This window comes from Roseicella sp. DB1501, from assembly GCF_013112485.1.
Taxonomy (GTDB): Bacteria; Pseudomonadota; Alphaproteobacteria; order Acetobacterales; family Acetobacteraceae; genus Paracraurococcus.
The window spans coordinates 484733-508954 of the sequence record NZ_JABFHG010000002.1 but is presented as its reverse complement, the minus strand read 5'-3'; the positions used below and the strand labels follow the sequence as shown (position 1 = coordinate 508954).

Below are 24222 nucleotides of genomic sequence, written 5' to 3'. Positions count from 1 at the left end.
GGAAGGGATGGGTGGACCGGCCGGAGGCGATCCCGCGAGCGGCGCGGCGGCGCCCATTCGGGCGCCCGGCCCCGCAGGCCGCAGGTTGGAATTTCGTGCGCCGAGTATCAGAAGCTCATGCCGATGCCGATGGAGACGCCGGTGACGTTCCGCTCGGCGAAGAAGTAGCGCGTGATCAGCCGGATGCGGGACAGGTTCAGGCCGAGGGCGCCGATCTCGTAGCGGCCGACATCCACCTCGACGCCGCCACCGACCTTCGTCGCCCAGTTGAAGCCCATGATCTCCGCCTGGTCGCCGACATAGCCGGTGAGGTTTCCCTCCAGCACCCAGCGCACGGGGCGGCCGAAGGCTTCGAGGCCGGAGGGCCAGCGATACCGGGCCCAGAGGCCGATGGTCCTGGCGTCGAGCCCGCCGCGCGCCGCCGGCACGGTGTCGCCGAAGGTCTGCAGCCGGAGCTGGGTGTAGCGCAGCTCCACATCGATGTCGCGCGCCGGCCGGTAGTCGTAATAGGCCAGCATCAGCGATCCGCCGGCGCCCCAAACATTGACATGCCGGTCGGTCAGCCCCGGCAGCTCGCGGTCGGTCCGGAAGCTGACGAAGCTGCCGAAGAGCGACGCGTCGGAGGCGGCATAGCCGGCCGCGAGGTTGAGGATCGGCCGCAGCCAGAAATACTCGCCCAGGCGGATGTCGTAGCCGATGCCGACGGTGCTGGAGATGTTGTTCCAGCGCAGCGGCGTCCGCCTCGTCCCGAGATCGGTGAAGACGGCGCGCGGGTCGTAGCGCGCCGTGCCGAGATAGCCTTCCAGCCAGAGCGGGAAGGATTCGCTCAGGGTGAAGCCGGCGCCGAGCTGGCCGAGGGTGAAGGTCGGCGACCCCTCCTGGCGTCCCGCCGCGTCGGTGCGGTTGATCTGCACGGCGTTGGCGGAGCCGTCCGGCGTCATGTTGTAGCCCATGATGCCGAGCACGCCCCCCGAGCGCGAGCGGACCTGCGAGAGCAGGGCCTCGGCGCGCTCCTCCGGCGCCTGCGCGGCGGCGCCGCCCGCGATGGCGGGAAGCAGCGCCGCGGCCAGCGCGGCGAGGCGGAGCCATCCTGTCACGACGGGCGGGGCCCCGATGGCGGATCGGCGGGCACCGGATCGGCGGGCACCGGATCGGCGGGCACCGGATCGGCGGGCAGCGGCCTCGCCGGCAGCGGCAGGCTGCGCGAGGCCCGCCTCACCCGGTCCTCGGCGGCCCGGACGCGCTGCACCGTCGCCGGATCGGCGATGTCGCGCGCCTCCGCCTTCAGCATGGCATGCGCGGCGGCGATCTCCCGCAGCAGCAGGGCGTAGCGCTCGCCGAGGGAGTCCGCCGCGCCGCCGCCCGGCCCCGCGGGCGCGGCATCCGCCACGGCGCGGCCGAGCGCGGCGACGAGGGTCTGCACGGCGGCATCGCCCTCGCGGATCGTGCCGCGCAGGGCCGGCGCGCGCAGGTTCTGCCGCGTCGCGTGCCGCAGGATGCGCCCCAGCTCGGCGATGGCGGCGCCGGCCCGCGGGTCGAGGCGCGCCGCGGCCGGCGCCAGGTCGCGGAAGGGATCCTCCGGATAGGGCTGCACCCCGTCATCGGCCATGCGGCCCAGCGCGGCGAGCCAGGTCACCAGCGCCGTCTGCATCGCCAGGATGCCCTCCGCCCGCGGCGCGCCCGGCGTCGGCGCCGGCACGATGGCCGGATACTCCGCGGCGAGGCTGGCGCTGCGCGCCCATTCGCGGACCGGCGTGTAGTCCGGTGCGTTGCAGGCGGCGGGCAGCAGGAGGAGGCCGAGGCCGCGGCGGCACCAGCGCGCGGGCCGCCTCACGGCTGCACCGTCGCGGCGATGATGGCGCCGTTGCCCGGCCTGGCGGGCGGCAGGGCGGCCGCGGCCCGGCGCAGCGCGTCCTCCGCCTCGCGGATCGCCCGCGCCGTCTCGCGCGGCCGCCGGCGCAGCGGGCCGCGCGCCGCCGCGGCGAGCAGCGCATGCCCCTCGCCGATGCGCAGCAGCACCAGGCGATAGGCCTCGCCCTCCCGCCGCCGGGCGAGGAGCGTCGCGACCAGGGCCTGCACGGGGGCATCGGCCGCCCGGATCATCGGGCGGAGGCGCTGTTCATCGGCCGCGGCCTGCAGGACCGCGCCGAGCTCGGCGACAGCCTGGCCGGCGCTTCCCCCGGCCGCGGCGGGCAGGGGCGCGAAGGCCGCGGCGCGGAAGGGCAGGGGCGCGCCATCGGCGACGAGGCCGAGCGCGTAGAGATAGATGGCCAGCGCATCCTGCATGGCGTCCTGGCTGGCGGCGCCTGCCGCATCGCCGGGGAGGGACGGCGCGACCGCCACCTCGCTCGCGCTCCACGCCCAGTCGCGCAGCGCCGTCTCCGGCGGCAGGGCGCAGCCGCCGGGTAACAGGAGCGTCGCCAGCAGGAAGGTTGCCGGTAGGAGGGTCTGTATCCGGGGGCGGGACCGGGCAGGGCGGGATCGGGCAGGGCGGGATCGGGCAGGGCGGGACCGGGCAGGGCGGCCGCGATCGCTATCCACCGCCCGCAAGGCCCTGCGGCGGCCAGGCCTCGGGCGGCACCCGGTCCCGGGCGCGGCTCCATTGCGGGGAGGGAAGCTGGAGGCGCGGCGAGGCCATCGGGGTCACGCCGGCGCGGAAGGGCCCGGGATCGAATTGCTCGTGGCGCAGGTCCCAGGGCGAGATGCTCTCCGCCATCCCGTCGGGATCGGCGCCGTCGCGCGACCAGCGGAAGACGACCGGCTCTGCCCCCTGGATGTGTCGCGCCATGCCCGGCTCCGCTGCAGCCTGTTGTGTCCAGAGCCAGGTCACGCCTCCGGGCCCTCGCGCCCCTCCCGCGAGCTGCCCTGGCCCCCGGCGGTTCGGCAGCGCTTCGGCGTCGCGGGGGCATCGTCCCGGCTGGTGCCGGAGGGTGGACTGCCTGTTACCGGAACAGATATCACGCTTCAGTGAAACGAGAGGGGCGTCCCTGCCGCCTGGGCCGGCCCGACAGGATCGTTGCGAGGTCATCTTGAAAAAATTCCTATGATCTGCTCTCATGCGCGAGCCGCCGGAGTGGAGCCGCCCGCATGCCCCGCCGCCCTCCCGCCCGATCTGCCAGCGTCCCGCTGCCCCCCGGCCTGATCCCGCCCGACCTGCTGCGCCGCCACGCGCTCTGGCGCCGGCTGTATCTCGACCCGCTGACCAAGCTGACCCCGCCGGCGCCCTGGGCGCCGCTGACCGATGCCGAATGGGAGGCGCTGGCGCCGCATCTGGCGGCGCTCGGCTGCGGCCTCGCCGCGCCGGGGCGGGCGGGGGAGCGGATGGCGGATCCGCGCGGCCGGCTGGACGCCATCTTCCGCGCCGTCACCCTGAAGCGGAGCAACACCGAGGGCGGCGGCCGCGCCGCCTGGTCGGCGCTGCCGGCAGAGTTCGGGCGGCACGGCACCGTCGCCCGCAGCTACCGGCGCTGGGCGCATCGCGGCCTCTGGCTGCGGCTGCTGGAGGCGGTGGCGCAGCCGGGCGCGCCGGCGGCGCTGCGGGCCATCACCCACCGGCTCTGCTGCGCGGTGCGGCGGGGCATCCGGCTGATGGGGCTCAGGGCGATCCTGCTGGCGCGGCGGCTCGGCCTGTTCAGCGCCCTGCCGGCGCCCTCGCAATACCTGCCCGACCCCGATCTGTCCGCGATCTACACCCCCCTCCTGCTGCGGATCGCGAATTTCCGCCGGGCGCATCCGCACTGGCGGGCGCCGCCGGCCCTGCGCCTGCTGCTGCAGCAGATGCACCGCCTCGCCGGCGGCCGCACCCGCATCCCCCGCGGCTGGGAGCCGGCCTGATGCGGCGCCTCCCCGATGCCGCCGGCCACGCCCAGCCGAAGCGGGCTGCCCGTTGCCCTGCCGAGGCTTCGCCTCGGCAGGCTCTGTGACGCGCCTGGGACCTGCGGGGACTCGCCGGAGGCCCCGCGACGGCGCGCAGCGACGTCGCGGGGAAACGTCAGTGCATCACATCGCCGCCGTTCGGCGAGAGGGTGGCGCCGACATAGAAGGCGCCGCCCGGCCCGGCGAGCAGCAGCGCCGTCGCCGCGATCTCCTCCGGCCGGCCGAGCCGCCCGGCGAGGATCGTCTCCTCCATCCGCCGCTTCCAGTCGGGGCCGCGGGCGCGGGTGAGGTCGGTCTCGATCGGGCCGGGGGCGATGGCGTTCACCTGGATGCCCTTCGGCGCCGCCTCCCAGGCCAGAGCCCGGGTGAAGCCGATGATGCCAGCCTTGGCGGCGCAGTAGGGGGTGATCTCCGGCCCGCCCTTGAAGGCGAGCTGCGAGGCGATGTTGATGATCCGCCCGGCGCCGCGCGCCACCATGCCGGGATAGACGGCCTGCGCCATGAAGAACATGCCCTTCAGGTGCACGTCGATGACGCGGTCGTAGACCTCCTCGGTGATGCTCTCGAAGGGTCCGCGCAGGTTGATCCCGGCATTGTTCACCAGGATGTCGCAGGGGCCGAGCGCGGCCTCGGCGGCGGCGAAGCCGCGCAGCGCGGCGGGGGAGGCGGCATCGGCCTCCCTCTGGAAGCCGCGCCGGCCGCGCGCCGTCACCGCCTGCACCAGGGTCGCCGCCTGCTCGGCATCGCCGAGATGGCAGATCGCCACATCCGCCCCCGCCTCGGCGAAGGCCAGCGCGATGGCGCGGCCGATGCCGCGGCTGCCGCCGGTGATGTAGGCGATCTTCCCGAGCAGTTGTTGGGTCATGTCACCGAGTCAACCGTTATTGCTCTCTATTGTCCAGAAGGCGCAGTGCGGTGCGCCGAAACTCAAGTGGGTGATCAATATCAGGCACAGGGGTCCTTACTCCGCCGGTACCATTGACGATGATTGTACCAAATCGGAATAATCTGCCAAACACTCCCTGGCTGACGTGCAAGCTCTCTACATTTCGGTGGAGAAGTTCTACTGTATTGCGGCGTATAAAGCCAAATTTTGCAATAATTCTCCTATTTGTTATTACTAATTCTGTTGTATTGCGCACTATAAAAGCCGAAATTAGCCGCAAGATGCCGAACAATAAAACTAAAAATCCAAAGGCAGGCGCATCAGTTGCCATAAGGAAGAAAGATGCTATAATCGAAATGACAGGAACGATATACACGAACCAATGTATTTTTCCTTCAGAAACAATTTCTTCTCCAGTCATTAAGTTGGCTGCAACGTATGCCATAACGATCACCAATCTATTGAGCAGCGGAAGTATAAAATCTTCTCGATCGAATAAGCGAGAAAATTTACTTGTTGCAACGCACATCCAAGAGTTTTTCAATTGCCAAAATGTAACGCTTCCCTGCTTCTACCCTTATGATGTGGCGACCGTTTTCAACCATTCGGCGTCCTCCCACGACCACCGTATCGACCGGATTGCCCTGGCCGGAGAAGATCCAGGCATCCAGCAGCGCATCGCCGGCGCGGCCGACCAGGGTTGGATGCGCATCGTCCAGCGCCACCAGGTCGCAGCGCCGCCCGGGCGCGATGGCGCCGACCGGCCGGCCGCTCGCCTGCGCCCCGCCGGTAAGCGCGGCTTCGAGCAAGAGGCGGCCGGGATGCGGCACCGCCTCGCTGGTCGCCACCGCCCGCTCCTGCCGCGCCAGGCGCTGGCTGGTCTCGAGCTGGCGCAGCTCGTCGCGCGGCGAGGTGCCGACATGGCTGTCGGTGCCGATGCCGAGCCGCCCGCCGGCGGCGAGGAAGCCGGGCAGCGGGAAGATGCCGTCGCCGAGCGAGGCCTCGGTGCTCGGGCAGAGGCCGGCGACGGCGCCGGTCGCGGCCAGCGCCGCCGTCTCGCCGGGCTCCATATGGGTCGCGTGGATGACGCACCAGCGGGCGTCGAGCGGCGCGTTGTCGAGCAGCCAGCGCACCGGCCGGGCGCCGGTGGCGGCGAGGCATTCCGCCACCTCCTTCGCCTGCTCGGCGGCGTGGATGTGGATCGGCCCCGGCAGCGGGGCGAGGGCGGCGAGCATCGCCGGCGTCACCGCGCGCAGGCTGTGCGGCGCCATGCCGGTCGCGGCCTGCGGGTCATCGGCCGTCGCGGCGCGGCAGGCCTCCAGGATGCGCAGATACGGGTCGAGATCGTTGAGGAAGCGCCGCTGCCCGGGATCCGGCGGCGCGCCGAAGATGCCGCCATGCCGGTAGAGACTCGGCAGCAGGGTGATGCCGATGCCGGCGCGGCGCGCCGCGGCGAGGTGGCGCAGCGCCATCTCGGCCGGCTGGTCGTAGGGCCGGCCGTCGGGCTGGTGGTGCAGGTAGTGGAACTCGGCGACACCCGTGAAACCCCATTCCAGCAGCTCGACATAGAGCTGCAGCGCCACCGCCTCGGCGGTGTCGGGATCGAACCGGGCGACGAAGCGGTACATGGTCTCGCGCCAGGTCCAGAAGCTGTCCCGCCCGGCCGGGCTGCGCCGCTCGGCGCCGCCGGCCATGGCGCGCTGGAAGGCGTGCGAGTGCAGGTTCGGCAGGCCGGGGATGATGGCGCCCGGCAGGCGCTCGGCCGCGCCCGGCGGGGCGCCGGGAGTGACGGCGGTGATCCAGCCCGCTGCATCGGCGGCGATCAGGACATCGGCGGCCCAGCCATCCGGCAGCAGGGCGGCGCGGGCGTGGAATTCCGGCATGGCGCGATCATGCCCGCGGCACGGGCCGGCGCACCAGGGGGAGGGGAGGCGCTGGCCTGGGGCGGCGCCGCGGCCGAGACTGCGCGGCATGGCCGCCCCACCCCCGCCCGGATCGCTGCTCGCCCGCCTGCTCGACGCGCCGGTGGCGCCGGGGCGGCTGGTCTGGATCGGCCTGCGCCCGGCCCGGCGGGCGCCGATGCAGGCGGTGGCGGCGGCGGAGGCGCGGGCGGGGGAGGGGCTGCCCGGCGATCGCTGGCGCGGCGCGCCGGACGGGGCACGGCAGGTGACGCTGGTGATGCAGGAGCATCTGGCGGCGATCGGCGCCTGCCTCGGCGAAGCGCCGGTCGCGCCGGAGCGGTTGCGGCGGAACCTCGTCACGCGCGGCATCAACCTGGCAGCGCTGGCCGGGCGGCGCTTCCGGATCGGCGGGGCGGTGCTGGAGGCGAGCGGCGCCTGCCATCCCTGCTCGCGCATGGAGGAGGCGCTGGGGCCGGGCGGCTACAATGCGGTGCGCGGCCATGGCGGCATCACCGCGCGGGTGGTGGAGGGGGGCCTGCTGCGGCTCGGCGACGCGGTGCTGCGGCTGTAGCGGCGGGTGGCGTCACATCGCGCCGGCCTGCCTCGTCCTGGGGGCGGAGACAGCATGGAAGGAGCTCCGCGATGACCCCCCGCCTCGAGTATTTCGCTGCGGCCCCGAAGCTGATGCAGGCGATGCTCAACCTGGAGAAGGTCGCCACCGGCAGCGGCCTCGAGCCCGGCCTGATCGGGCTGGTGAAGATGCGCGCCTCGCAGATCAATGGCTGCGCCTTCTGCCTCGACATGCACAGCCGCGAGGCGCGCCGCCGCGGCGAGACCGAGGCGCGGCTCTACCTGCTCAATGCCTGGCGCGAGGCGCCGCACTACACGCCGCGCGAGCGGGTGGCGCTCGCCTGGACCGAGGCGCTGACGCTGGTCGACCGCAGCCAGGCGCCGGATGCCGACTATGCCGCGCTGGCGCCGCATTTCACCGAGGCGGAGCGGGTCGCGCTCAGCCTGGTGATCGTCACCATCAATGGCTGGAACCGGCTGGCGATCGGCTTCCGCAGCGTGCCGCCGCTGGCGCCCGATACGGTGCCCGAGGCGGTGCCCGACACGGTGCCTGGGGCGGCATCCCGGGCGACGCCCGTGGCGGCGGCCTGAGCATGACGGGCGAGCCTGACATGGCAGCGGCCTATCAGCGGCACCGCGCCGCGGTGATCGGGCTCGCCTACCGCATGACCGGTTCGCTGGCGACGGCGGAGGACATCGCCCAGGAGGTGTTCCTCCGCTGGCACGACGCCGACCGTGCCGCCATCGCCCTGCCGCGCGCCTGGATGCTGAAGGCGGCGGCGCGGCTCAGCATCGACCACCTGAAATCGGCGCGGATGCGGCGCGAGCGCTATGTCGGCGCCTGGCTGCCCGAGCCGCTGCTCGATGCCCCGCTCGGCGCCGGCGAGGCGATGCGGGCGCCGCAGGAGGCGGCGCGGCTGGCGGCGGAGGATCTTTCCGTTGCCTTCCTGCTCACCCTGCAGCGTCTCTCGCCGGCCGAGCGGGCGGTCTTCATCCTGCACGACCTGTTCGAGACGCCCTTCACCGAGATCGCCGGCCTGCTCGGCCGCAGCGAGGCGGCCTGCCGCAAGCTGGCCGGTCGGGCGCGGGCGCATCTCGGCACGGTCGAGCCGCGCCAGGCGGTGAGCGAGGCGGAGGCGCGGCGGATCGCGACCGCCTTCCTCGCCGCCTCGCGCAGCGGCGACGAGGCCGGGCTGCGCCGGCTGCTGGCCGAGGATGCGGTGCTGCGGAGCGATGGCGGCGGGCTGCGCTATGCCGCGCTGAACCCGATCCGGGGCGCCGAGCGGGTGATCCGCCTCTTCGCCGGCCTCGCCCGCAAGGGGTCGCCCGGCCTGCCGCCGCTGCTGCATCTGGGGCACATCAATGGTTGGCCCGGCTATGTCACGCTCGAGCCGGACGGGCTGCCGCAGGTGACGACCCTCGAGCTGCGCGAGGGGCGGATCGCCGGCATCTACGTGCTGCGCAACCCGGAGAAGCTGGCCGCCCTGCGCGTCCGGCAGCCAGCGTGAGCGGGTTACGCCGTCTCGTCCGGCGGCGCGAAGACGCGCAGCGCCGCCGGATGCACCCGGAAGCGCGCCGGGGTGTGCGTCGTCAGCTCGCCATCGGTGTTGACCGGCCGCGGCTTGCGGGTGCGGAGCACGAGCTCGGTGGTGCGGAAGGCCCGCACCTCCCGCCACTGCCCCTGGGTGCCGCGGCGCAGCCAGGGCAGCAGGGCGACGAGCTGCCACCAGTGCCGCATCTCCAGGCTGTAGACATGCAGCACCCCGTCATCCGGCCGGGCATCCTCGGCCACCGTCATGCCGCCGCCATAGTGCCGGCCGTTGCCGACCGAGACCTGGATGGTGCGCACCCGCTCCTCCCGCCCGTCATGCGCCAGCCAGGCGGAGAAGGGGCGGGCGCGGCGCAGCAGGCCCAGCGCGGCGACCGCATAGCCGAGCCTGCCGAAGCGCTTCTTCGCCTCGGCCTTCAGCTCGCCGGCCAGCTCGGCGCTGAAGCCGATGCTGGCGACGTTGAAGAAGCAATGCCCGTTCACCTCGCCGAGATCGACCGGCCGCGGCGCGGCGGTGGCGATCACCTGCGCCGCCCCCTCCAGCTCGAAGGGGATGCCGAGGCTGCGGGCGAGGTCGTTGGCGGTGCCGAGCGGCATGATGCCGAAGGGCAGGCCGGCCCGCAGCAGGCCGGGGATGGCGCCGTTCAGCGTGCCGTCGCCGCCGCCGATGACGACGCGGTCGAAGCCCCCAAGCCGCTCCCCCTGGGCGAGGCCGGCGGTCACCGCCTCGCCGCAGCCCATCTCCTCGGGCGGGTCGTAGGGATGCACGTCGAGCCCGGCGCCGGCGAGGGCGGCGATGGCCGCCTCCGCCCGCTCGGCGCCGTTGCGGGCCCGGCGGTTGACGATGAGCAGCGTGCGGCCAGGGGTGGGGGCCCCAGCAGGTCCGGTGGCAGGTCCGGTGGCAGGTCCGGTGGGCGGGCGCGCGGCATCCGCCGGCATTCCGGTCGCGGTGATCTCGGTGGCGATGGTCCCGGCTCCCGCCTGTTGCATCGTGGCAACCGGCGCGGCGGCCACGGGTTGCGCCAGCATGGACCAGGGGAGCATCTCCCGCACGGGGCTTTTGCCGCGGCTCGGCCGCTTCGCGCTCGGCCAGGGGGCGGCGCTGGCGGCGCTCGCGGTCCTGGCCGGCGGGCTGCTCGGCTTCGCCGCCATCCTGCGGCTGATCGGCGAGGGGCCGCACCGGGCGGACGAGGCCATCCTGCTGGCGCTGCGCCGGCCGGGCGAGCCCGGGGTGCCGATCGGGCCGCCCTGGCTCACCCTCATGGCGCGGGAGGTGACGGCGCTCGGCAGCATCCCGGTGCTCGCCCTGTTCGGGCTGATCGCGCTGTTCTACCTGCTGCTCGACCGGCGCTGGCGGGCGGTGCTGCTGCTGCTGCTCTCCCTGCCGGGCGGGCTGCTGCTGAACGCCCTGCTGAAGCTCGGCTTCAGCCGGCCGCGACCGGAGCTGGTGCCGCATCTGATGGAGGTGCAGACGGCGAGCTTCCCCTCCGGCCATGCCATGCTCTCGGCCATCACCTTCCTCACCCTCGGGACGCTGCTCGCCTCCGGCATGCCGCGGCGGCGGCACCGCGCCTATGCCATCGCCGTCGCCGTGCTGCTGGCGCTGCTGGTCGGCGGCAGCCGGATCTGGCTCGGCGTCCACTGGCCGACCGATGTGGCGGCCGGCTGGTGCCTCGGCGCCGCCTGGGCCATGGCCTGCTGGCTGATGCTGCGGCGCTGGCGGCGGGAGGAGCGGCAGGCGGGCCGGGATGGCGGCTGACGGCGCGGTGCTGCCTTGGCTATCCTCGGCGCATGAGTGATCCCCTCCGCAACGCCCCCGTCATCCGCTCCCCCCGTGGGCTGGAGCGATCCGCGAAGCACTGGAGCACCGAGGCGCCGCTCCGGATGCTGATGAACAACCTCGACCCCGAGGTGGCGGAACGGCCGGGCGAGCTGGTGGTCTATGGCGGCATCGGCCGCGCCGCCCGCGACTGGCGGAGCTTCGAGACCATCGTCGCGGTGCTGCGCCGGCTGGAGGAGACGCAGACCCTGCTGGTGCAGTCCGGCAAGCCGGTCGGCGTCTTCGAGACCCATGCCGATGCGCCGCGGGTGCTGATCGCCAATTCCAACCTGGTGCCGCGCTGGGCGAGCTGGGAGCATTTCTCCGAGCTCGATCGCAAGGGGCTGATGATGTACGGCCAGATGACGGCCGGCTCCTGGATCTATATCGGCTCCCAGGGCATCGTGCAGGGCACCTACGAGACCTTCGCCGAGGCCGGGCGGCAGCATTTCGGCGGCTCGCTGGCCGGGCGCTGGATCCTGACCGGCGGGCTCGGCGGCATGGGTGGGGCGCAGCCGCTGGCGGGCGTCTTCGCCGGCGCCTCCATCCTCTGCGTCGAGTGCCAGCCGAGCCGGATCGAGAAGCGACTGGAGACGAAATACCTCGACCACCGCGCCGACGACCTCGACACCGCGCTGGCCATGATCCGCCGCGCCTGCGACGAGAAGCGGGCGGTCTCGGTCGGGCTGCTCGGCAATGCCGCCGAGGTCTTCCCCGAGCTGGTCCGCCGCGGCGTGGTGCCCGACATCGTCACCGACCAGACCAGCGCGCATGACCCGGCCAACGGCTACCTGCCGGCCGGCTGGACGCTGGCCGAGTGGGAGGCGAAGCGCGAGAGCGACCCGGTCGCCGTCGCCGCGGCGGCGCGCCGCAGCATGGTGCAGCATGTCCAGGCGATGCTGGACTTCCAGGCGCGCGGCGCCGCGGTGCTCGACTACGGCAACAACATCCGGCAGATGGCGAAGGAGGAGGGGCTGGCGCGGGCCTTCGATTTCCCGGGCTTCGTGCCGGCCTATATCCGCCCCCTGTTCTGCCGCGGCATCGGCCCCTTCCGCTGGGCGGCGCTCTCGGGCGATCCGGAGGACATCTACCGGACGGACGCCAAGGTGCGGGAGCTGATCCCCGACGACCCGCACCTGCATCAGTGGCTCGACATGGCGCGCGCGCGCATCGCCTTCCAGGGACTGCCGGCGCGCATCTGCTGGGTGGGGCTCGGGCAGCGCGACCGGCTCGGCCTCGCCTTCAACGAGATGGTGGCGCGGGGCGAGATCGGGCCCGTCGTCATCGGCCGCGACCATCTCGATTCCGGCAGCGTCGCCTCGCCCAACCGCGAGACCGAGGCGATGCGGGACGGTTCCGACGCCGTCTCCGACTGGCCGCTGCTGAACGCGCTGCTGAACACCGCCTCGGGCGCCACCTGGGTCTCGCTGCATCATGGCGGCGGCGTCGGCATGGGCTTCTCGCAGCATGCCGGCATGGTCATCCTCTGCGACGGCACCGAGGCGGCGGCGCGGCGGCTGAAGCGCGTGCTGTGGAACGACCCCGCCACGGGCGTCATGCGCCATGCCGATGCCGGCTACGACATCGCCATCGACTGCGCCCGCGAGCACGGGCTCGACCTGCCAATGCTCGCCGGCGCGGCGAGGCCGGCATGACGGCGGCGGGCGCGCCGGGCGGCGCCAGCCTCGCCGCGCTGCGGGCGGTCATGGAGGGCGAGACGCTGGTCCTGCCCGCGGGCTGGCGCGCCGGGGTCGAGGCCTCGGCGGCGGCGCTGGCCGCGCGCATGGCCGGGGGCGAGCCGCTCTACGGGGTCAATACCGGCTTCGGCAAGCTGGCCAGCCAACGCATCCCGGACGGGCAGCTGGCGCAGCTCCAGCTCAACCTGGTGCGCAGCCATGCCGCCGGCACCGGGCCGCTGCTGCCGGCGCCGGTGGTGCGGCTGGTGCTGGCGCTGAAGGCGCTGTCCCTGGCGCGCGGCGCCTCCGGCGTGCGGGTGGCGGTGGTGGAGGCGCTGCTGGCGCTGCTCGAGGCGGGCATCACCCCGGCCATCCCGGCGCGCGGCTCGGTCGGCGCCTCGGGCGACCTGGCGCCGCTCGCGCATCTCTCCCTGGTGCTGATCGGGGAGGGGGAAGCCTTCCTCGGCGGCGAGGTGCTGCCCGGCGCGGCGGCGCTGGCCCGCGCCGGCCTGGCGCCGCTCGCCCTCGGCCCGAAGGAGGGGCTGGCGCTGCTGAACGGCACGCAGGTGAGCACGGCGCTGGCGCTGGCCGCGCTCTTCGCCGCCGAGGACCTGCTGCGCACCGCGCTCGTCGCCGGGGCGATGAGCACCGATGCGGCGCGCGGCAGCGACACGCCTTTCGACCCGCGCATCCACGCGCTGCGCGGCCAGCCGGGGCAGATCCGCGTCGCGGCGGCGCTGCGCGGCCTGCTCGCTGGCAGCGCCATCCGCGACAGCCACCGCACCGGCGACCCGCGGGTGCAGGACCCCTATTCGCTGCGCTGCCAGCCGCAGGTGGCGGGCGCCTGCCTCGACCTGCTCGGCCATGCCGCCGGGGTGCTGGAGCGGGAGGCGCGGGCGGTCACCGACAACCCGCTGGTCACGGCGGAGGGCGAGGTGCTCTCGGGCGGCAATTTCCACGCCGAGCCGGTGGCCTTCGCGGCCGATGCCATCGCCCTCGCCCTGGCCGAGCTGGGTTCGATCAGCGAGCGGCGCATCGCCCTGCTGACCGACCCGGCGCTGTCCGGCCTGCCGGCCTTCCTGGTGCGGGAGGGCGGGCTGAACTCCGGCTTCATGCTGGCGCAGGTGACGGCGGCGGCGCTGGTCGCGGAGAACCGGGCGCTCGCCGTGCCGCGCAGCACCGACAGCCTGCCGACCAGCGCCAACCAGGAGGACCATGTCAGCATGGCGACCGGTGCGGCGCTCAGGCTGCACGACATGGCGGAGAACCTGGCGGCGATCCTCGCCATCGAATTGCTGGCCGCGGCGCAGGGGCTGGAATTCCACCGCCCGCTGCAATCTTCGGCGGTGCTGGAGCAGGCGCATGGGCTGGTGCGCGGCGTCGCCGGCGCCTGGGAAGCGGACCGCGCCATGGCGCCCGACATCGCCGCGGTGAAGGCGCTGGTCGAGCGTGGCCGCTTCGCATCGCTGGCGGGGCTCGGCTGATGTTCGACCGGGTCTGGCTGAACGCGCATCTGGCGACCATGCAGGGCGAGGGGCTCGGCCTGGTCGAGGACGGCGCCGTCGCGACGCGGGGCGGGCGCATCGCCTGGGTCGGGCCGCGCGCGGCGCTGCCCGGGCCGGCCGCCGAGACCGTGGATTGCGCCGGCGCCTGGATCCTGCCCGGGCTGATCGACTGCCACACCCATCTCGTCTTCGGCGGCGACCGGGCGGCGGAGTTCGAGCAGCGGCTGGAGGGCGCGAGCTACGAGGATATCGCCCGGGCCGGGGGCGGCATCCTCTCGACGGTGCGGGCGACGCGGGCGGCTTCGGAGGAGGCGCTGCTCGCCGCCGCCCGGCCACGCCTCGCCGCGCTGATGGCCGAGGGGGTGACGACGGTCGAGATCAAGTCGGGCTACGGGCTCGATCTGGAGACCGAGCTGCGGCAGCTCCGCACCGCCCGGCGGCTGGGGGAGGCGGAGCCGGTCTCGGTCGTCACCACGCTGCTCGCCGCGCATGCGGTGCCGCCGGAATTCGCCGGCCGGCGCACCGACTATGCCCGGCACGTCGCCGAAGTGATCCTGCCGGCAGCGGCCGAGGCCGGGCTCGCCGATGCGGTGGACGCCTTCTGCGAGCGCATCGCCTTCACCCTGGAGGAAACGGCGCTGGTCTTCGACGCCGCGCGTGCCGCCGGCCTGCCGGTGAAGCTGCATGCCGACCAGCTCTGCGACTTCGGCGGTGCCGCGCTGGCCGCACGCTACGGCGCCCTCTCGGCGGACCATCTGGAATATGCCTCGGCCGCGGGAATAGCGGCCATGGCGCAAGCGGGCTGCGTCGCAGTTCTGCTGCCCGGCGCCTGCTACTTCATCCGCGAGGAGCGCCGGCCGGACATCGCCAGGATGCGCGCCGCCGGGCTGCGCATGGCGCTGGCGAGCGACATGAATCCCGGCTCCTCGCCCGCCCTCTCGCTGCTCCTGATGCTCAATCTCGGCTGCACCCTGTTCCGGCTCACCGTCGCCGAGGCGCTGCGCGGCGTGACGGTGGAGGCGGCGGCGGCGCTCGGCCTCGCCGATCGCGGGCGGCTGGTGGCGGGGGCGCGCTGCGACCTCGCCCTCTACCGCATCGCCCGCCCGGCCGAGCTCTGCTACTGGATCGGCGGCAATCCCTGCATCGGCCGCGTGGTCGAAGGACGATGATGACGGTCTTGAGCCTTCCCGAGCCCAGCCCCGCCGAGATCCAGGCGATCATGCGCCGCGGCGTGCCGTTGGCTGCCGAATGGGAGGTGGAGGTGCTCGCCGCCGCCTCCGGCACCGCGCTGGTGCGGCTGCCCTTCCGGCCGCTGCTGCTGCGGCCGGGCAACACCGTCTCCGGCCCGGCGCTGATGGGGCTCGCCGATGTGGCGATGTGGGCGGCGCTGCTCTCGGTCTCCAGCGGGCGCGACGAGAGCGTGACCAGCAGCATGACGGTGAACTTCCTGCGCCCGGCCGGCGCCGGCCCGGTCCTCGCCGAGGCGCGCATCGTCAAGCGCGGCAAGCGCATGGTCTTCGGCGAGATCCTGATCCGGGCCGAGGGGTCGGAGGAGCTGGCGACCCATGTGACGACGAGCTGGGCGGTGATCGCCCCCAGCTGAGGCCAAGGGGAAGAGGCAGCGGGAACGGCAGCGGCCGGGCGGCGTTGCGGCAGCGGAAGGGAGAATGCCCATGCGCCGCCTCGCCCTGGCTCTCGCCCTGCTGCTGCCCGCCCTGGCCCGGGGTGCCGAGTTCGACGAGTTCCAGGTCTTCGACGGCCGCATCGGCGAGCCGGGCGGGGTCGATCTCAACCTCCACCTCAATGCAGGGCGGCGCGGCATCCTCGATGGCGAGGGCGCGCCCCGCAACGGCGCGCTCTTCACCACCGAGATCGGCTACGTCACCGCGCCTTGGCACGAGGTGGCGGTCTACCTGCCGGTGGCGAAGGAATTCTCGGGCGACGTCTTCGGCGGCGGCGTGAAGCTGCGCAACAGCTTCGTCATGCCCGGCGCGGCCGACCGGCCGCTTGCCCTCGGCTTCGACCTCGAACTGCGGTACCAGCCGATTCGCTTCTCGGCGACGAACTGGGGCGTCACGCTGCGCCCGATCATCGACCTGCGCCATGGACCGTGGCAGCTGATCCTGAACCCGGCGGTCGAGGTGCCGTTCGGGCGGTCGGGGCCAGTCTTCGCCCCGGCCGTGCGTGGCGTGCGGCAGGTGGCGGAACGGGTTTGGCTGGGCCTCGAGGACTACATGGATTTCGGCCGGATCGCCCATCCCGAGGCGCCACGCGGACAGGCGCACCAGCTTTTCCTCACCACGGATGTCCGGTTCGGCGAGACGGTCGGGCTGCATTTCGGCATCGGCCATGGGCTGACGCGGGCCAGCGACCGCTGGGCGGGAAAGATCATCCTGTCCTTCGACTTATGATGCAAAGTTAAAAATGCGCTGGCATTAAATATTGTGTGTAAAAAATGCGATGAAGCCAGAAAGAGCGATTGGGTTGAGATCGCATAGGCTCTTCAAGACACACAATATTTTGAATCAAGCTGAAGCCCGATGGCGCAACCCCGGACGTGGGAAAATTTCGTACAAGTTCTGAAATGGCAGGTCAACTCTTGCATTTCAGGGACTTCTCTGGAAGTTGCCTGCTATGGCCCAGGCACAACGCATCCCGGAACTGCCCCCGAAGCGCGGCTATCATCACGGCAGTCTGCGCGAGGCGCTTCTGGAAGCGGCCCGGCAGCTTGTCGCGGAACGCGGGCCGCAGGGATTCACGCTGACGGAGGCCGCGCGCCGGGCCGGCGTCTCCGCCAGCGCGCCCTATCGCCATTTTCGCGACCGCGAAGAGGTCCTGGCCGAGCTCGCCCGCCGCGGCTTCGGGCGCTTCGCCGAGCGGCTGCGCCAGGCCGGTGCCGGGGCCCGCGACGCCACCGAGGCACTGTACCGCATGGGCCGCGCTTATCTCGCCTTCGCCCGGGAAGAGCCCGGCTACTACACGGCCATGTTCACCTTCCAACCCCTGGGCCAATCCCTGGGCCAACCCTCGGGCCAACCCCTGGGTCAGCCCCCGGGAACCGAGGAACAGGACAGCGGCGGCGCCTTCGAGGAGCTGACGCGCGTCGTCGCCGCCCTGCTGCCGGCGGGCGCCAGCAACCCGCGCCTGGTCTCGCTGCAGGTCTGGGCGCTGTCGCATGGGGTGGCGATGCTCGACCGGGCGGGCATGCCGAGCACCGGCAGCGCCACCCCGCCGGCCGAGGCGGTGCTGGAGAAGGGGGTGACGGCGCTGCTGCGCCGCATGTGACGGTGTTCCCAGGCGCGTCCTCTGGACGCGTCCTGCCGTCGCGGCATGGGCTTTCCTCGAAGCGCCTGTCGGAACCGTCGCTGCCCGTTGTCCTGCCGCGGCTTGGCTGCGGCAGGCTGTGACGCCCCTTGGGCAGGAGGGATTCCAGGGGGTCGCCGCAAAGCCGCGAAGCGGTTCTGCGGGACGTTCTCAGTCCAGGCTGGCGCCAGAGCGCTTCACGATCTCCGCCCAGCGGCGCAGATCGGCCTCGTGCACCCGCCGGAACGCCTCGACCGAGGTATCGGCAGGCGGGGTGATGCCCTGGCTGTTCACCAGCCAGGCCTGAAAATCCGGTGCCGCCAGGATCTTCGCCACCGCCGCGTTCATCCGCGCCTGGATCGCCGCCGGCAGGCCGGGCGGGCCGAAGAGCCCGTACCAGGTGCTGCTCTCGAAGCCCGGCAGGCGGCAGGCCTCGGCGATGGTGGGCACGCCCGGCAGGGCGGCGATCGGCTTCGGCACGGTGACGCCGAGCGCCTTCACCTGGCCTTGCTGCACCGGCCCGATCGAGGGGCCGACCTGGTTGAAGAACAGGTCGACATCCCCCGCCAGCAGCGCCTGCATCGCCCCCGGCTGGCCGCGATAGGGCACATGCGTCAGCTCGATCCCGGCCGCGGCGGCGAATTGCGCAGCCGCCAGATGGGTCGAGGCGCCGTTGCCGGTGGAGGCGTAGTTGAGCGCCCCCTGCCGCGCCCTGGCCGCGGCGAGCAGATTGGCGCAGCTCCCGTAGTGCGGTCGCTTCTCCGGATTCACCAGCAGCACGTTCGGCACGTCGCCGAGCAACGCGACATGCGTCACGTCGCGCATCGGATCGAAGGGCAGGTGGCGGTAGAGGGCGGCGTTGATCGCATGCGTCCCCGCCGTGCCGAGCAGGAACAGGTAGCCGTCCGGCTTCGCCCGGGCCACCGCCTCGCTGGCGATGTTGCCGCCGGCGCCGGAGCGGTTGTCCACCACCACCGTCTGGCCGAGGGCCTGCGAGAGCGGCTCGGCCAGCTTGCGGGCGTAGATGTCGACGCCCGAGCCGTTGGGGAAGCCGCCGAGCAGCACGATCGGCCGGTCGCCGGGCCAAGGCGCCTCCGCCCGGGCCGGTAGGATGGGCAGCATCAGGAAGGGTAGCAACAGGAGGGGCAGCAGCATCGCGCGGCGGAGCATTCCCGGCTCTCCTTATCCGTTTCGCAGTGCAGTATACTCGTCTAGGCTAACCGCATGAACCCGCACACCGCTGCCCCTTCGCGCCTCGCCCGCGGCGGCAGGGCGATTTATGGCGCGCCGCTCGGCATCCTGATGCTGGAAGCCCGTTTTCCGCGCATCCATGGCGATATGGGCCATGCCGGCACCTGGCCCTTCCCGGTGCTCTACCGCGTGGTTCGCGGCGCCAGCCCGGAGCGGGTGGTGCTGCAGGGCGCCCGCGGCCTGCTGCCCGATTTCATCGCCGCGGCCGAGGAGCTGGTGGCGCAGGGCGCCGAGGCGATTACCACCAATTGCGGCTTCCTCTCGCTGTTCCAGCAGGATCTGCAGGCAGCGATCGGGGTGCCGGTCGCCACCTCCTCCCTGCTGCAGGTGCCCTGGGTGCAGGCGACCCTGCCGCCGGGTCGGCGGGTCGGCATTCTGACGGTGAGCAAGGGCTCGCTGACCCCGGCGCATCTGGCGGCGGCGGGCGTTCCGGCCGATACGCCGGTCGTCGGCACCGAGGGCGGGCGGGAGTTTTTCCGGGTCCTGATCCGCGCCGAATCCGAGGACATGGACGTGGCGTTGGCCGAGCAGGACATCCTCGAGGCCGGTCGGGCGCTGGTCGCGGCGCATCCCGAGGTGGGGGCGGTGGTGCTCGAATGCACCAACATGCCGCCCTATGCGGCGGCGCTGCAGGCGGCGCTCGGCCGGCCGGTCTACGACATCTACTCGCTGGTCACTTGGTTCCATGCCGGGCTGCGGCCCCGTCGCTTCGCGGATTAAGGCGGGTCGCCTCCTCTCCCGTCCCGATGGTGGCGGCCGAGCCCTGCAGCATCGGCATGATGGAGAGGCCCGGAAGCTCCGGCGGTGTCGGGCCGGCCGGGGCGGCGCCGCAGGCCGGGCGCAGCGCGCCGCAATCCCAGCGATGCCCGGCCGGCCGGCCAGTGAGCGTGCCGCCGGGCTCGAAGCGGCAGCGGCAGAGCTTGTCGCCGAAGCAGGCGGCCATCCCCTCCCGCGCCGCGTTGCAGGCGGGCGGAAGCTCGGCTGGCCCTTGGGCGCCCGCCAAGGCGGGGAGGCTGGCCAGGGCGAGCGGCAGCAGCAGGGCGATCGGGCGATGCATCGCCGCAGCCTGCGCCGGTGCGGCTGAAGGAGTGGTGAAGGCGCGGCGGCGCGGCCTCCCGGCATGCCGGTACCGCCCTCGCCATTCCGACGCTATGCTGCGGCGCAATACGCCTCTTGCAGGATGATTCCGATGGATTCCTCCCCGATGCCCACCACCGCCCGCAGCCGGACCAAGGTCACCGCCATCCCCGGCGACGGCATCGGGCCGGAGGTGATGCGGGCGACCCAGCAGGTGCTGGCCGCGGCCGGCGCGGAGCTGGAATGGGAGGAGGCGCTGGCCGGCGCCGGGGCCTTCCGCCGCGGCATCGCCGCCGGCGCGCCGCAGGAGACGCTCGATTCCATTGCCCGCAACGGCGTGGCGCTGAAGGGACCGCTGGAGACGCCGGTGGGCTATGGCGAGAAATCCGCCAATGTCACGCTCCGCAAGGTGTTCGAGATGTACGGCAATGTCCGGCCGGTGCGCGAGCTGCCGGGCATCCGCACGCCCTTCTCCGGGCGTGGGATCGACTTCGTGGTCGTCCGCGAGAATGTCGAAGATGTCTATGCCGGGATCGAGCACATGCAGACGCCTGGCGTCGCGCAGTGCCTGAAGCTGATCACCGAGGTTGGCTGCGAGCGCATCACCCGCCTCGCCGCGGCGGTGGCGCTGGCCGAGGGACGGCGGAAGGTGACGGTCGCCACCAAGGCCAACATCATGAAGCTGACCGAGGGCATGCTGAAGCGGGTCGGCGAGCAGGTGCTGCGGGACTATCCCGAATTGCAGCACGAGCACATGATCGTCGACAACTGTGCGCATCAGATGGTCATCCGGCCCGAGCAGTTCGACGTCACCGTCATGACCAACATGAATGGCGACATCCTCTCCGACCTCGCGGCGGGGCTGGTCGGCGGGCTCGGCGTCGCGCCCTCGGCCAATCTCGGCGACGAGGTGGCGATGTTCGAGGCGGTGCACGGCTCGGCGCCGCAGATCGCCGGCAAGGGCGTTGCCAACCCGACGGCGCTGCTGCTCTCGGCGCTGATGATGCTGCGCCATATCGGCGACTTCGCCACCGCGCGGCGGATCGAGCATGCGCTCTACGTCACGCTGGAGGAGGGGCGGGATCTCACCGGCGACATCGCCCCCGGCGGCGAGGGGGTGCCCACCGCCGCCTATGTCGAACGCATCATCGCCAATCTCGGGCGCGAGAGCGCCCTGGTGCCGCAGCGGGAATACCGGCCGATCGCGCTCAGGCGCTGGCCGCAGATCACCTGGTACCGGGCGGCGGCGACGCGCGAGCTGGTCGGCGTCGATGTCTTCGTCGAGAGCGAGCGGGATCCGCGGGCGATCAGCATCACCCTGCAGGCGGCGGCCGAGGGCAGCGCCTTCGACCTGACCATGATCGGCTCGCGCGGCGCCCAGGTCTGGCCGGAGATGGGCGGCCATACCTTCCTGGTCGACCATTTCCGCGCCCGCTTCATGTTCCGCGAGCCGCCCAAGGGCGATGCGGTGAGCGAGATCACCGACCTGCTGAACCGGATCGGCCGGCAGCATCGCTGGATGCATCTCGAGAAGCTGCAGCGCTTCGACGGGGCGGACGCCTTCAGCAAGGCATAATAAGTCATTCCCCACGACGTCGCTCCGCGCCGTCGCGGGGGCCCCGGATTCCCTCCTGATCACAGGAGCATCACAGCCTGCCGCGGCAGGGCAACAGGGCGAGAAGGCAGTGCGCGCCGTTCAGCTCTTCACCAGCGGGCAGCCGCCCTCGCCGAGGGGGCGAAAGGCCTGCTCGGCGGGCAGCGTCTCGGTCAGGGTGTAGACATCGCCCGGATAGCGAACCTCGCCGGGCTGCTTCACCTGCAACAGGTAGGAGGGGTGGATCTTCCGCCCGTCCTCGCGGATGCGGCCCTTGCCGAAGGCGTCGTCATCGGTCGGCATGCGCTTCATCAGCGCCACCACCTCGCGTCCGCTCTGCTTGGCGCGCGCCGGGCCGAGCTCCTTCACCGCCTTCAGGTAGTGCAGCACGCCCGAGTAATTGGCGGCATGGACGTAGTTGGGAAAGACGCCCGCCGGCAGCTTCCGCTGCACCCGCTTCGTGAAGCCCCGCGTCCGCTCGTCGAGGTCCCACCAGAAGGTCTCGGCGATGTACATGCCCTGCATGGTCTGCGGCCCGGCGGCCAGCACGCCGGTGATCGAGCCGATGATGGCGGCGTATTTCATCCCCGACCGGCCGAGGCCGAATTCCTGCGCCTGCTTCACGCAGTTCACCAGGTCGTCGCCGGCCATGGCGAGGCCGAGCACCTGCGCCCGGCTGGCCTGGGCCTGCAGCAGGAAGGCGGAGAAATCCGTGGTCTGCGGGAAGGGGTAGCGGGAGGCGCCGAGCATCTTGCCGCCGGCGGCTTCGACGAAGCGGGTGGTGTCGCGCTCGATCGCATGGCCAAAGGCGTAGTCGGCGGTGATGAAGTACCAGCTCTTGCCGCCCGCCCGGGTCAGCGCCGTGCCGGAGGTGTTGGAGAGGCAGTAGGTGTCGTAGGCCCAGTGGATGGTGTTCGGCGTGCAGGCCTTGCCCGTCAGCTCCGAAGTGCCGGCCGAGGCGTTGAGGTGGATGCGGTCGCGCTCGACGCAGATCGGGTTGATGCCGAGGGCGATGGCGCTGTTGCCGACATCCGTCACCACATCGACGCCGCGCTGGTCGAGCCACTGGCGCACCGTGTTGATGCCGACATCCGGCTTGTTCTGGTGGTCGGCGGTGATGATCTCGACCTTGATGCCGGGATTGCCGGCGGTGAACTCCTCCACCGCCTGCCGCACGCAGGCGACCGAGGTCGGGCCGGTGACGTCGCGATAGGGGCCGGAGAGGTCGGTGAGCACGCCGATGCGGATGGTCTCGTCGGCCTGGGCGCGGGCGCGGGGCAGGCTGGCGAGGGGCAGGGCGGCGGCACTCGCGCCGAGGAGGGCGCGGCGGGTGGGCTTCATGGACGGTCTCCCAGGTGGCGGCGCTGCATGGCCGCTCTACGACGCGGACGGTACAGCAGATCCCCGCCGAGGGGAAACCGGCGCACCGACGAAGATGCCCTGAAAACAACGGGCTAGGTCGGGCGAGCGTGGTCCGGTCGGGGGCGGCGCGCGATGCCGGTTGCCGCGGCCCGGGGCTTGCTTGGCCCCCCGGCATCGCGCCGCGGCAGCCCGCGGCACAGACCGGGACAGAGGACGATCTTATGCATACCGGCTTCGGACGGCGTGGCCTGCTGGGCGGCCTGGGGGGCATCGCGGCCGCCGCCACCCTGCCTTGGGATCTGGCGCTTGCCCAAAGCGCAGGCACCTTGCGCGTCGGCATGACGGCCGCTGCGGTGCCGCTGACCAATGGCGTGCCCGATCAGGGGGCGGAGGGGCACCGCTTCATGGGCATTACCCTCTACGACCAGCTTGTGGAATGGGATCTCTCCAAGGCCGATGCCGCGGCCGTGCTGCGGCCCGGCCTGGCCAGCGAGTGGAAGGTCGATCCGGCCAATCCCAAGCGCTGGGTCTTCACGCTCCGCGACGGCGTGAAATTCCATGACGGCAAGCTGCTGACGGCGCAGGACGTGGCCTTCTCCTTCGACCGCGTGCTGAAGTCGGACGCGCCGCATTTCGACCAGCGCGCCGCCGCTTTCGGCCGGGTTCGCATCCCGACCGTGGCGCGCTGGGAGGCGCTGGACGAGAGGACCTTCGCGCTCGAGACCAGCACCGTCGATAGCACCGTGCCCTATGGGGTGAGCTGGATCGGCATCGTCCATCAGGGCGCCTGGGAGGCGGCGGGGAAGAACTGGGACGCCTACAACACCAAGGCGGTCGGCACCGGCCCCTGGAAGCTCGAGAGTTGGTCGATCCGTGAGCGGGCGGTGCTGCTGCGCAACCCCGATTACTGGGATGCGCCGCGGGTGCCGAAATGCGAGAGGCTGGTCCTGCTGCCGCTGGCCGAGCCGAATACCCGCGTCGCCGCGCTGCGCTCGAATCAGGTGGACTGGATCGAGGCGCCGCCGCCGGATGCGGTGCCGAGCTTGAAGCAGGCCGGCTTCACCATCGTCACCAACCAATACCCGCACAACTGGACCTGGCAGCTCGCCGTCGCCGAGGGATCGCCCTGGCGCGATGCGCGGGTGCGGCGCGGCGCCAACCTCGCCATCGACCGCGCGGCGATGAAGGAGATGCTCGGCGGGCTGATGGATGAGGGCGCGGGGCTGCTGCCGAAGGGGCATCCCTGGAACGAGGCGAAAACCTTCAAATGGGCTTATGACCCGGCGGCGGCGAAGAAGCAGCTCGCCGAGGCCGGCATCACCCCGAAGACGCCGCTGAAGACCAAGATCGGCATCTCCACCTCGGGCTCGGGCCAGATGCAGCCCATGGCGATGAACGAGGCGCTGCAGCAGATGCTGAAGGAGGTCGGCATCGAGATCGAGTTCGAGGTGTTCGAGTGGAACACTCTGCTCTCGATCTGGCGCGACGGCTGGAAGGCGCCGTCGAACCGCGGCATCACCGGGATCAACATCTCCTTCACCGCCATCGATCCCTTCACGGCGATGATCCGCTTCCTGCGCTCCGACCTGACGCCGCCCGCGGGCAATAATTGGGGCGGCTTCGGCAGCCCGGATTACGACGCGCTGATCGGGAAGATCCTGTCGGAATTCGACCCGGCGGCGCAGGACCGGCTCTGCGCCGAGCTGCATGGGAAGATCGTCGACGACGCACTCTTCCTCTTCGTCGCGCACGACCTGAACCCGCGGGCGATGAACAAGAAGGTGCAGGGCTTCGTGCAGGCGCGCTCCTGGTTCCAGGACCTGACGCCGGTGCGGGTTACCGGCTGAGGGCAG

General features: G+C 72.2%; 25 protein-coding genes. 14 read left to right on the top strand and 11 right to left on the bottom strand.

The window, feature by feature from the left end; genetic code table 11:
- Positions 1-107: 107 nt before the first annotated feature.
- From HJG45_RS05815 to HJG45_RS05800, 4 genes are all read right to left on the bottom strand, one after another.
- Positions 108-1097, bottom strand: a complete 990-nt coding sequence (locus tag HJG45_RS05815; protein ID WP_171611132.1) for a hypothetical protein — start codon at positions 1095-1097, stop codon at positions 108-110.
- A complete protein-coding gene (locus HJG45_RS05810; protein ID WP_171611131.1) occupies positions 1094-1834 on the bottom strand; it encodes a hypothetical protein in 741 nt (246 codons plus the stop codon). Before HJG45_RS05810 ends, HJG45_RS05815 begins: the two co-directional genes overlap by 4 nt.
- Positions 1831-2343 carry a hypothetical protein gene (locus HJG45_RS05805; protein ID WP_171611130.1) on the bottom strand — a complete coding sequence of 171 codons (513 nt, stop codon included), beginning with the start codon at positions 2341-2343 and terminating at the stop codon, positions 1831-1833. The genes HJG45_RS05810 and HJG45_RS05805 overlap by 4 nt, the downstream gene beginning before the upstream one ends.
- 190 nt (positions 2344-2533) lie before the next feature.
- Positions 2534-2788 (bottom strand): hypothetical protein, encoded by a 255-nt coding sequence (locus HJG45_RS05800; protein WP_171611129.1) that lies wholly within the window; start codon positions 2786-2788, stop codon positions 2534-2536.
- Between the two features lie 299 nt (positions 2789-3087).
- Here HJG45_RS05800 and HJG45_RS05795 point away from each other — a divergent pair, with 299 nt between their 5' ends.
- Positions 3088-3834, top strand: a complete 747-nt coding sequence (locus tag HJG45_RS05795) for a transposase (protein WP_171611128.1) — start codon at positions 3088-3090, stop codon at positions 3832-3834.
- 157 nt (positions 3835-3991) lie between these two features.
- On the opposite strand, the gene HJG45_RS05790 is transcribed toward HJG45_RS05795, so the two are convergent.
- The 3 genes from HJG45_RS05790 to HJG45_RS05780 all read right to left on the bottom strand — a co-directional run bounded on the left by HJG45_RS05790 (position 3992) and on the right by HJG45_RS05780 (position 6645).
- Positions 3992-4741 (bottom strand): SDR family NAD(P)-dependent oxidoreductase, encoded by a 750-nt coding sequence (locus tag HJG45_RS05790; protein WP_171611127.1) that lies wholly within the window; start codon positions 4739-4741, stop codon positions 3992-3994.
- A 16-nt stretch (positions 4742-4757) separates the two neighbouring features.
- Positions 4758-5207 (bottom strand): PH domain-containing protein, encoded by a 450-nt coding sequence (locus tag HJG45_RS05785; protein ID WP_217362828.1) that lies wholly within the window; start codon positions 5205-5207, stop codon positions 4758-4760.
- Between the two features lie 64 nt (positions 5208-5271).
- Positions 5272-6645, bottom strand: coding sequence for a formimidoylglutamate deiminase (locus HJG45_RS05780; RefSeq protein ID WP_171611126.1), 1374 nt, complete (start codon positions 6643-6645; stop codon positions 5272-5274).
- An 88-nt stretch (positions 6646-6733) separates the two neighbouring features.
- Between HJG45_RS05780 and HJG45_RS05775 the strand changes: the two genes are divergently transcribed.
- The 3 genes from HJG45_RS05775 to HJG45_RS05765 all read left to right on the top strand — a co-directional run bounded on the left by HJG45_RS05775 (position 6734) and on the right by HJG45_RS05765 (position 8741).
- On the top strand, positions 6734-7234 hold the full coding sequence (locus HJG45_RS05775; protein ID WP_171611125.1) for an MOSC domain-containing protein: 501 nt from the start codon (positions 6734-6736) through the stop codon (positions 7232-7234).
- A 71-nt stretch (positions 7235-7305) separates the two neighbouring features.
- Positions 7306-7824 (top strand): carboxymuconolactone decarboxylase family protein, encoded by a 519-nt coding sequence (locus HJG45_RS05770; protein ID WP_171611124.1) that lies wholly within the window; start codon positions 7306-7308, stop codon positions 7822-7824.
- Positions 7825-7844: 20 nt separating this feature from the next.
- Positions 7845-8741 (top strand): sigma-70 family RNA polymerase sigma factor, encoded by an 897-nt coding sequence (locus HJG45_RS05765; RefSeq protein WP_254452291.1) that lies wholly within the window; start codon positions 7845-7847, stop codon positions 8739-8741.
- A gap of 5 nt (positions 8742-8746) precedes the next feature.
- On the opposite strand, the gene HJG45_RS05760 is transcribed toward HJG45_RS05765, so the two are convergent.
- Positions 8747-9811 carry a lipid kinase gene (locus tag HJG45_RS05760; RefSeq protein WP_254452290.1) on the bottom strand — a complete coding sequence of 355 codons (1065 nt, stop codon included), beginning with the start codon at positions 9809-9811 and terminating at the stop codon, positions 8747-8749.
- On the opposite strand from HJG45_RS05760, the gene HJG45_RS05755 reads away from it, so the two are divergent.
- The 7 genes from HJG45_RS05755 (at position 9810) to HJG45_RS05725 (ending at position 17067) form a co-directional block, all read left to right on the top strand.
- Complete coding sequence (locus HJG45_RS05755) at positions 9810-10541, top strand: phosphatase PAP2 family protein (protein ID WP_171611122.1); 732 nt, start codon at positions 9810-9812, stop codon at positions 10539-10541. The two genes, HJG45_RS05760 and HJG45_RS05755, sit on opposite strands and share 2 nt — an antisense overlap.
- Before the next feature lie 32 nt (positions 10542-10573).
- Positions 10574-12256 (top strand): urocanate hydratase, encoded by a 1683-nt coding sequence (gene hutU / locus HJG45_RS05750; protein ID WP_171611121.1) that lies wholly within the window; start codon positions 10574-10576, stop codon positions 12254-12256.
- Positions 12253-13761 (top strand): histidine ammonia-lyase, encoded by a 1509-nt coding sequence (hutH, locus tag HJG45_RS05745; RefSeq protein WP_171611120.1) that lies wholly within the window; start codon positions 12253-12255, stop codon positions 13759-13761. Before hutU ends, hutH begins: the two co-directional genes overlap by 4 nt.
- On the top strand, positions 13761-14951 hold the full coding sequence (hutI, locus tag HJG45_RS05740; protein WP_171611119.1) for an imidazolonepropionase: 1191 nt from the start codon (positions 13761-13763) through the stop codon (positions 14949-14951). Before hutH ends, hutI begins: the two co-directional genes overlap by 1 nt.
- Positions 14952-14959: 8 nt before the next feature.
- Positions 14960-15385 (top strand): PaaI family thioesterase, encoded by a 426-nt coding sequence (locus HJG45_RS05735; RefSeq protein ID WP_171611118.1) that lies wholly within the window; start codon positions 14960-14962, stop codon positions 15383-15385.
- Positions 15386-15455: 70 nt separating this feature from the next.
- Positions 15456-16193: a hypothetical protein gene (locus HJG45_RS05730; RefSeq protein ID WP_171611117.1), complete on the top strand. Its 738-nt coding sequence runs from the start codon at positions 15456-15458 to the stop codon at positions 16191-16193.
- Between the two features lie 223 nt (positions 16194-16416).
- The gene (locus HJG45_RS05725; protein WP_171611116.1) at positions 16417-17067 is read left to right on the top strand and encodes a TetR/AcrR family transcriptional regulator; all 651 of its coding nucleotides are present in this window, start codon (positions 16417-16419) and stop codon (positions 17065-17067) included.
- Between the two features lie 189 nt (positions 17068-17256).
- On the opposite strand, the gene HJG45_RS05720 is transcribed toward HJG45_RS05725, so the two are convergent.
- The gene (locus HJG45_RS05720) at positions 17257-18255 is read right to left on the bottom strand and encodes a tripartite tricarboxylate transporter substrate binding protein (protein WP_171611114.1); all 999 of its coding nucleotides are present in this window, start codon (positions 18253-18255) and stop codon (positions 17257-17259) included.
- Between the two features lie 54 nt (positions 18256-18309).
- Here HJG45_RS05720 and HJG45_RS05715 point away from each other — a divergent pair, with 54 nt between their 5' ends.
- A complete protein-coding gene (locus HJG45_RS05715; RefSeq protein WP_171611113.1) occupies positions 18310-19056 on the top strand; it encodes an aspartate/glutamate racemase family protein in 747 nt (248 codons plus the stop codon).
- Here HJG45_RS05715 and HJG45_RS05710 read toward each other — a convergent pair.
- Positions 19010-19393, bottom strand: coding sequence for a hypothetical protein (locus tag HJG45_RS05710; protein ID WP_171611111.1), 384 nt, complete (start codon positions 19391-19393; stop codon positions 19010-19012). The genes HJG45_RS05715 and HJG45_RS05710 overlap by 47 nt on opposite strands.
- A gap of 132 nt (positions 19394-19525) precedes the next feature.
- On the opposite strand from HJG45_RS05710, the gene HJG45_RS05705 reads away from it, so the two are divergent.
- Entirely contained in the window at positions 19526-20989 is a 1464-nt protein-coding gene (locus HJG45_RS05705) for an NADP-dependent isocitrate dehydrogenase (protein WP_254452289.1), read from the top strand.
- Positions 20990-21109: 120 nt separating this feature from the next.
- On the opposite strand, the gene HJG45_RS05700 is transcribed toward HJG45_RS05705, so the two are convergent.
- Positions 21110-22348 carry an ABC transporter substrate-binding protein gene (locus tag HJG45_RS05700; protein ID WP_171611110.1) on the bottom strand — a complete coding sequence of 413 codons (1239 nt, stop codon included), beginning with the start codon at positions 22346-22348 and terminating at the stop codon, positions 21110-21112.
- Positions 22349-22590: 242 nt separating this feature from the next.
- Here HJG45_RS05700 and HJG45_RS05695 point away from each other — a divergent pair, with 242 nt between their 5' ends.
- A complete protein-coding gene (locus HJG45_RS05695; RefSeq protein WP_217362827.1) occupies positions 22591-24216 on the top strand; it encodes an ABC transporter substrate-binding protein in 1626 nt (541 codons plus the stop codon).
- Positions 24217-24222 lie beyond the last annotated feature (6 nt).

Excerpts from the sequence above, each read along its gene's own strand:
- HJG45_RS05795 (WP_171611128.1), top strand. The coding sequence starts at position 3,088 with ATGCCCCGCCGCCCTCCCGCCCGATCTGCCAGCGTCCCGCTGCCCCCC.
- hutI (WP_171611119.1), top strand. The coding sequence starts at position 13,761 with ATGTTCGACCGGGTCTGGCTGAACGCGCATCTGGCGACCATGCAGGGC.
- HJG45_RS05760 (WP_254452290.1), bottom strand. The coding sequence starts at position 9,811 with ATGCTGGCGCAACCCGTGGCCGCCGCGCCGGTTGCCACGATGCAACAG.
- HJG45_RS05785 (WP_217362828.1), bottom strand. The coding sequence starts at position 5,207 with ATGGCATACGTTGCAGCCAACTTAATGACTGGAGAAGAAATTGTTTCT.
- HJG45_RS05755 (WP_171611122.1), top strand. The coding sequence starts at position 9,810 with ATGGACCAGGGGAGCATCTCCCGCACGGGGCTTTTGCCGCGGCTCGGC.
- HJG45_RS05730 (WP_171611117.1), top strand. The coding sequence starts at position 15,456 with ATGCGCCGCCTCGCCCTGGCTCTCGCCCTGCTGCTGCCCGCCCTGGCC.
- HJG45_RS05700 (WP_171611110.1), bottom strand. The coding sequence starts at position 22,348 with ATGAAGCCCACCCGCCGCGCCCTCCTCGGCGCGAGTGCCGCCGCCCTG.
- HJG45_RS05705 (WP_254452289.1), top strand. The coding sequence starts at position 19,526 with ATGGATTCCTCCCCGATGCCCACCACCGCCCGCAGCCGGACCAAGGTC.
- HJG45_RS05790 (WP_171611127.1), bottom strand. The coding sequence starts at position 4,741 with ATGACCCAACAACTGCTCGGGAAGATCGCCTACATCACCGGCGGCAGC.
- HJG45_RS05765 (WP_254452291.1), top strand. The coding sequence starts at position 7,845 with ATGGCAGCGGCCTATCAGCGGCACCGCGCCGCGGTGATCGGGCTCGCC.
- HJG45_RS05695 (WP_217362827.1), top strand. The coding sequence starts at position 22,591 with ATGCATACCGGCTTCGGACGGCGTGGCCTGCTGGGCGGCCTGGGGGGC.
- HJG45_RS05800 (WP_171611129.1), bottom strand. The coding sequence starts at position 2,788 with ATGGCGCGACACATCCAGGGGGCAGAGCCGGTCGTCTTCCGCTGGTCG.
- hutU (WP_171611121.1), top strand. The coding sequence starts at position 10,574 with ATGAGTGATCCCCTCCGCAACGCCCCCGTCATCCGCTCCCCCCGTGGG.
- HJG45_RS05715 (WP_171611113.1), top strand. The coding sequence starts at position 18,310 with ATGAACCCGCACACCGCTGCCCCTTCGCGCCTCGCCCGCGGCGGCAGG.
- HJG45_RS05780 (WP_171611126.1), bottom strand. The coding sequence starts at position 6,645 with ATGCCGGAATTCCACGCCCGCGCCGCCCTGCTGCCGGATGGCTGGGCC.
- HJG45_RS05725 (WP_171611116.1), top strand. The coding sequence starts at position 16,417 with ATGGCCCAGGCACAACGCATCCCGGAACTGCCCCCGAAGCGCGGCTAT.
- HJG45_RS05770 (WP_171611124.1), top strand. The coding sequence starts at position 7,306 with ATGACCCCCCGCCTCGAGTATTTCGCTGCGGCCCCGAAGCTGATGCAG.
- HJG45_RS05775 (WP_171611125.1), top strand. The coding sequence starts at position 6,734 with ATGGCCGCCCCACCCCCGCCCGGATCGCTGCTCGCCCGCCTGCTCGAC.
- HJG45_RS05710 (WP_171611111.1), bottom strand. The coding sequence starts at position 19,393 with ATGCATCGCCCGATCGCCCTGCTGCTGCCGCTCGCCCTGGCCAGCCTC.
- hutH (WP_171611120.1), top strand. The coding sequence starts at position 12,253 with ATGACGGCGGCGGGCGCGCCGGGCGGCGCCAGCCTCGCCGCGCTGCGG.
- HJG45_RS05720 (WP_171611114.1), bottom strand. The coding sequence starts at position 18,255 with ATGCTCCGCCGCGCGATGCTGCTGCCCCTCCTGTTGCTACCCTTCCTG.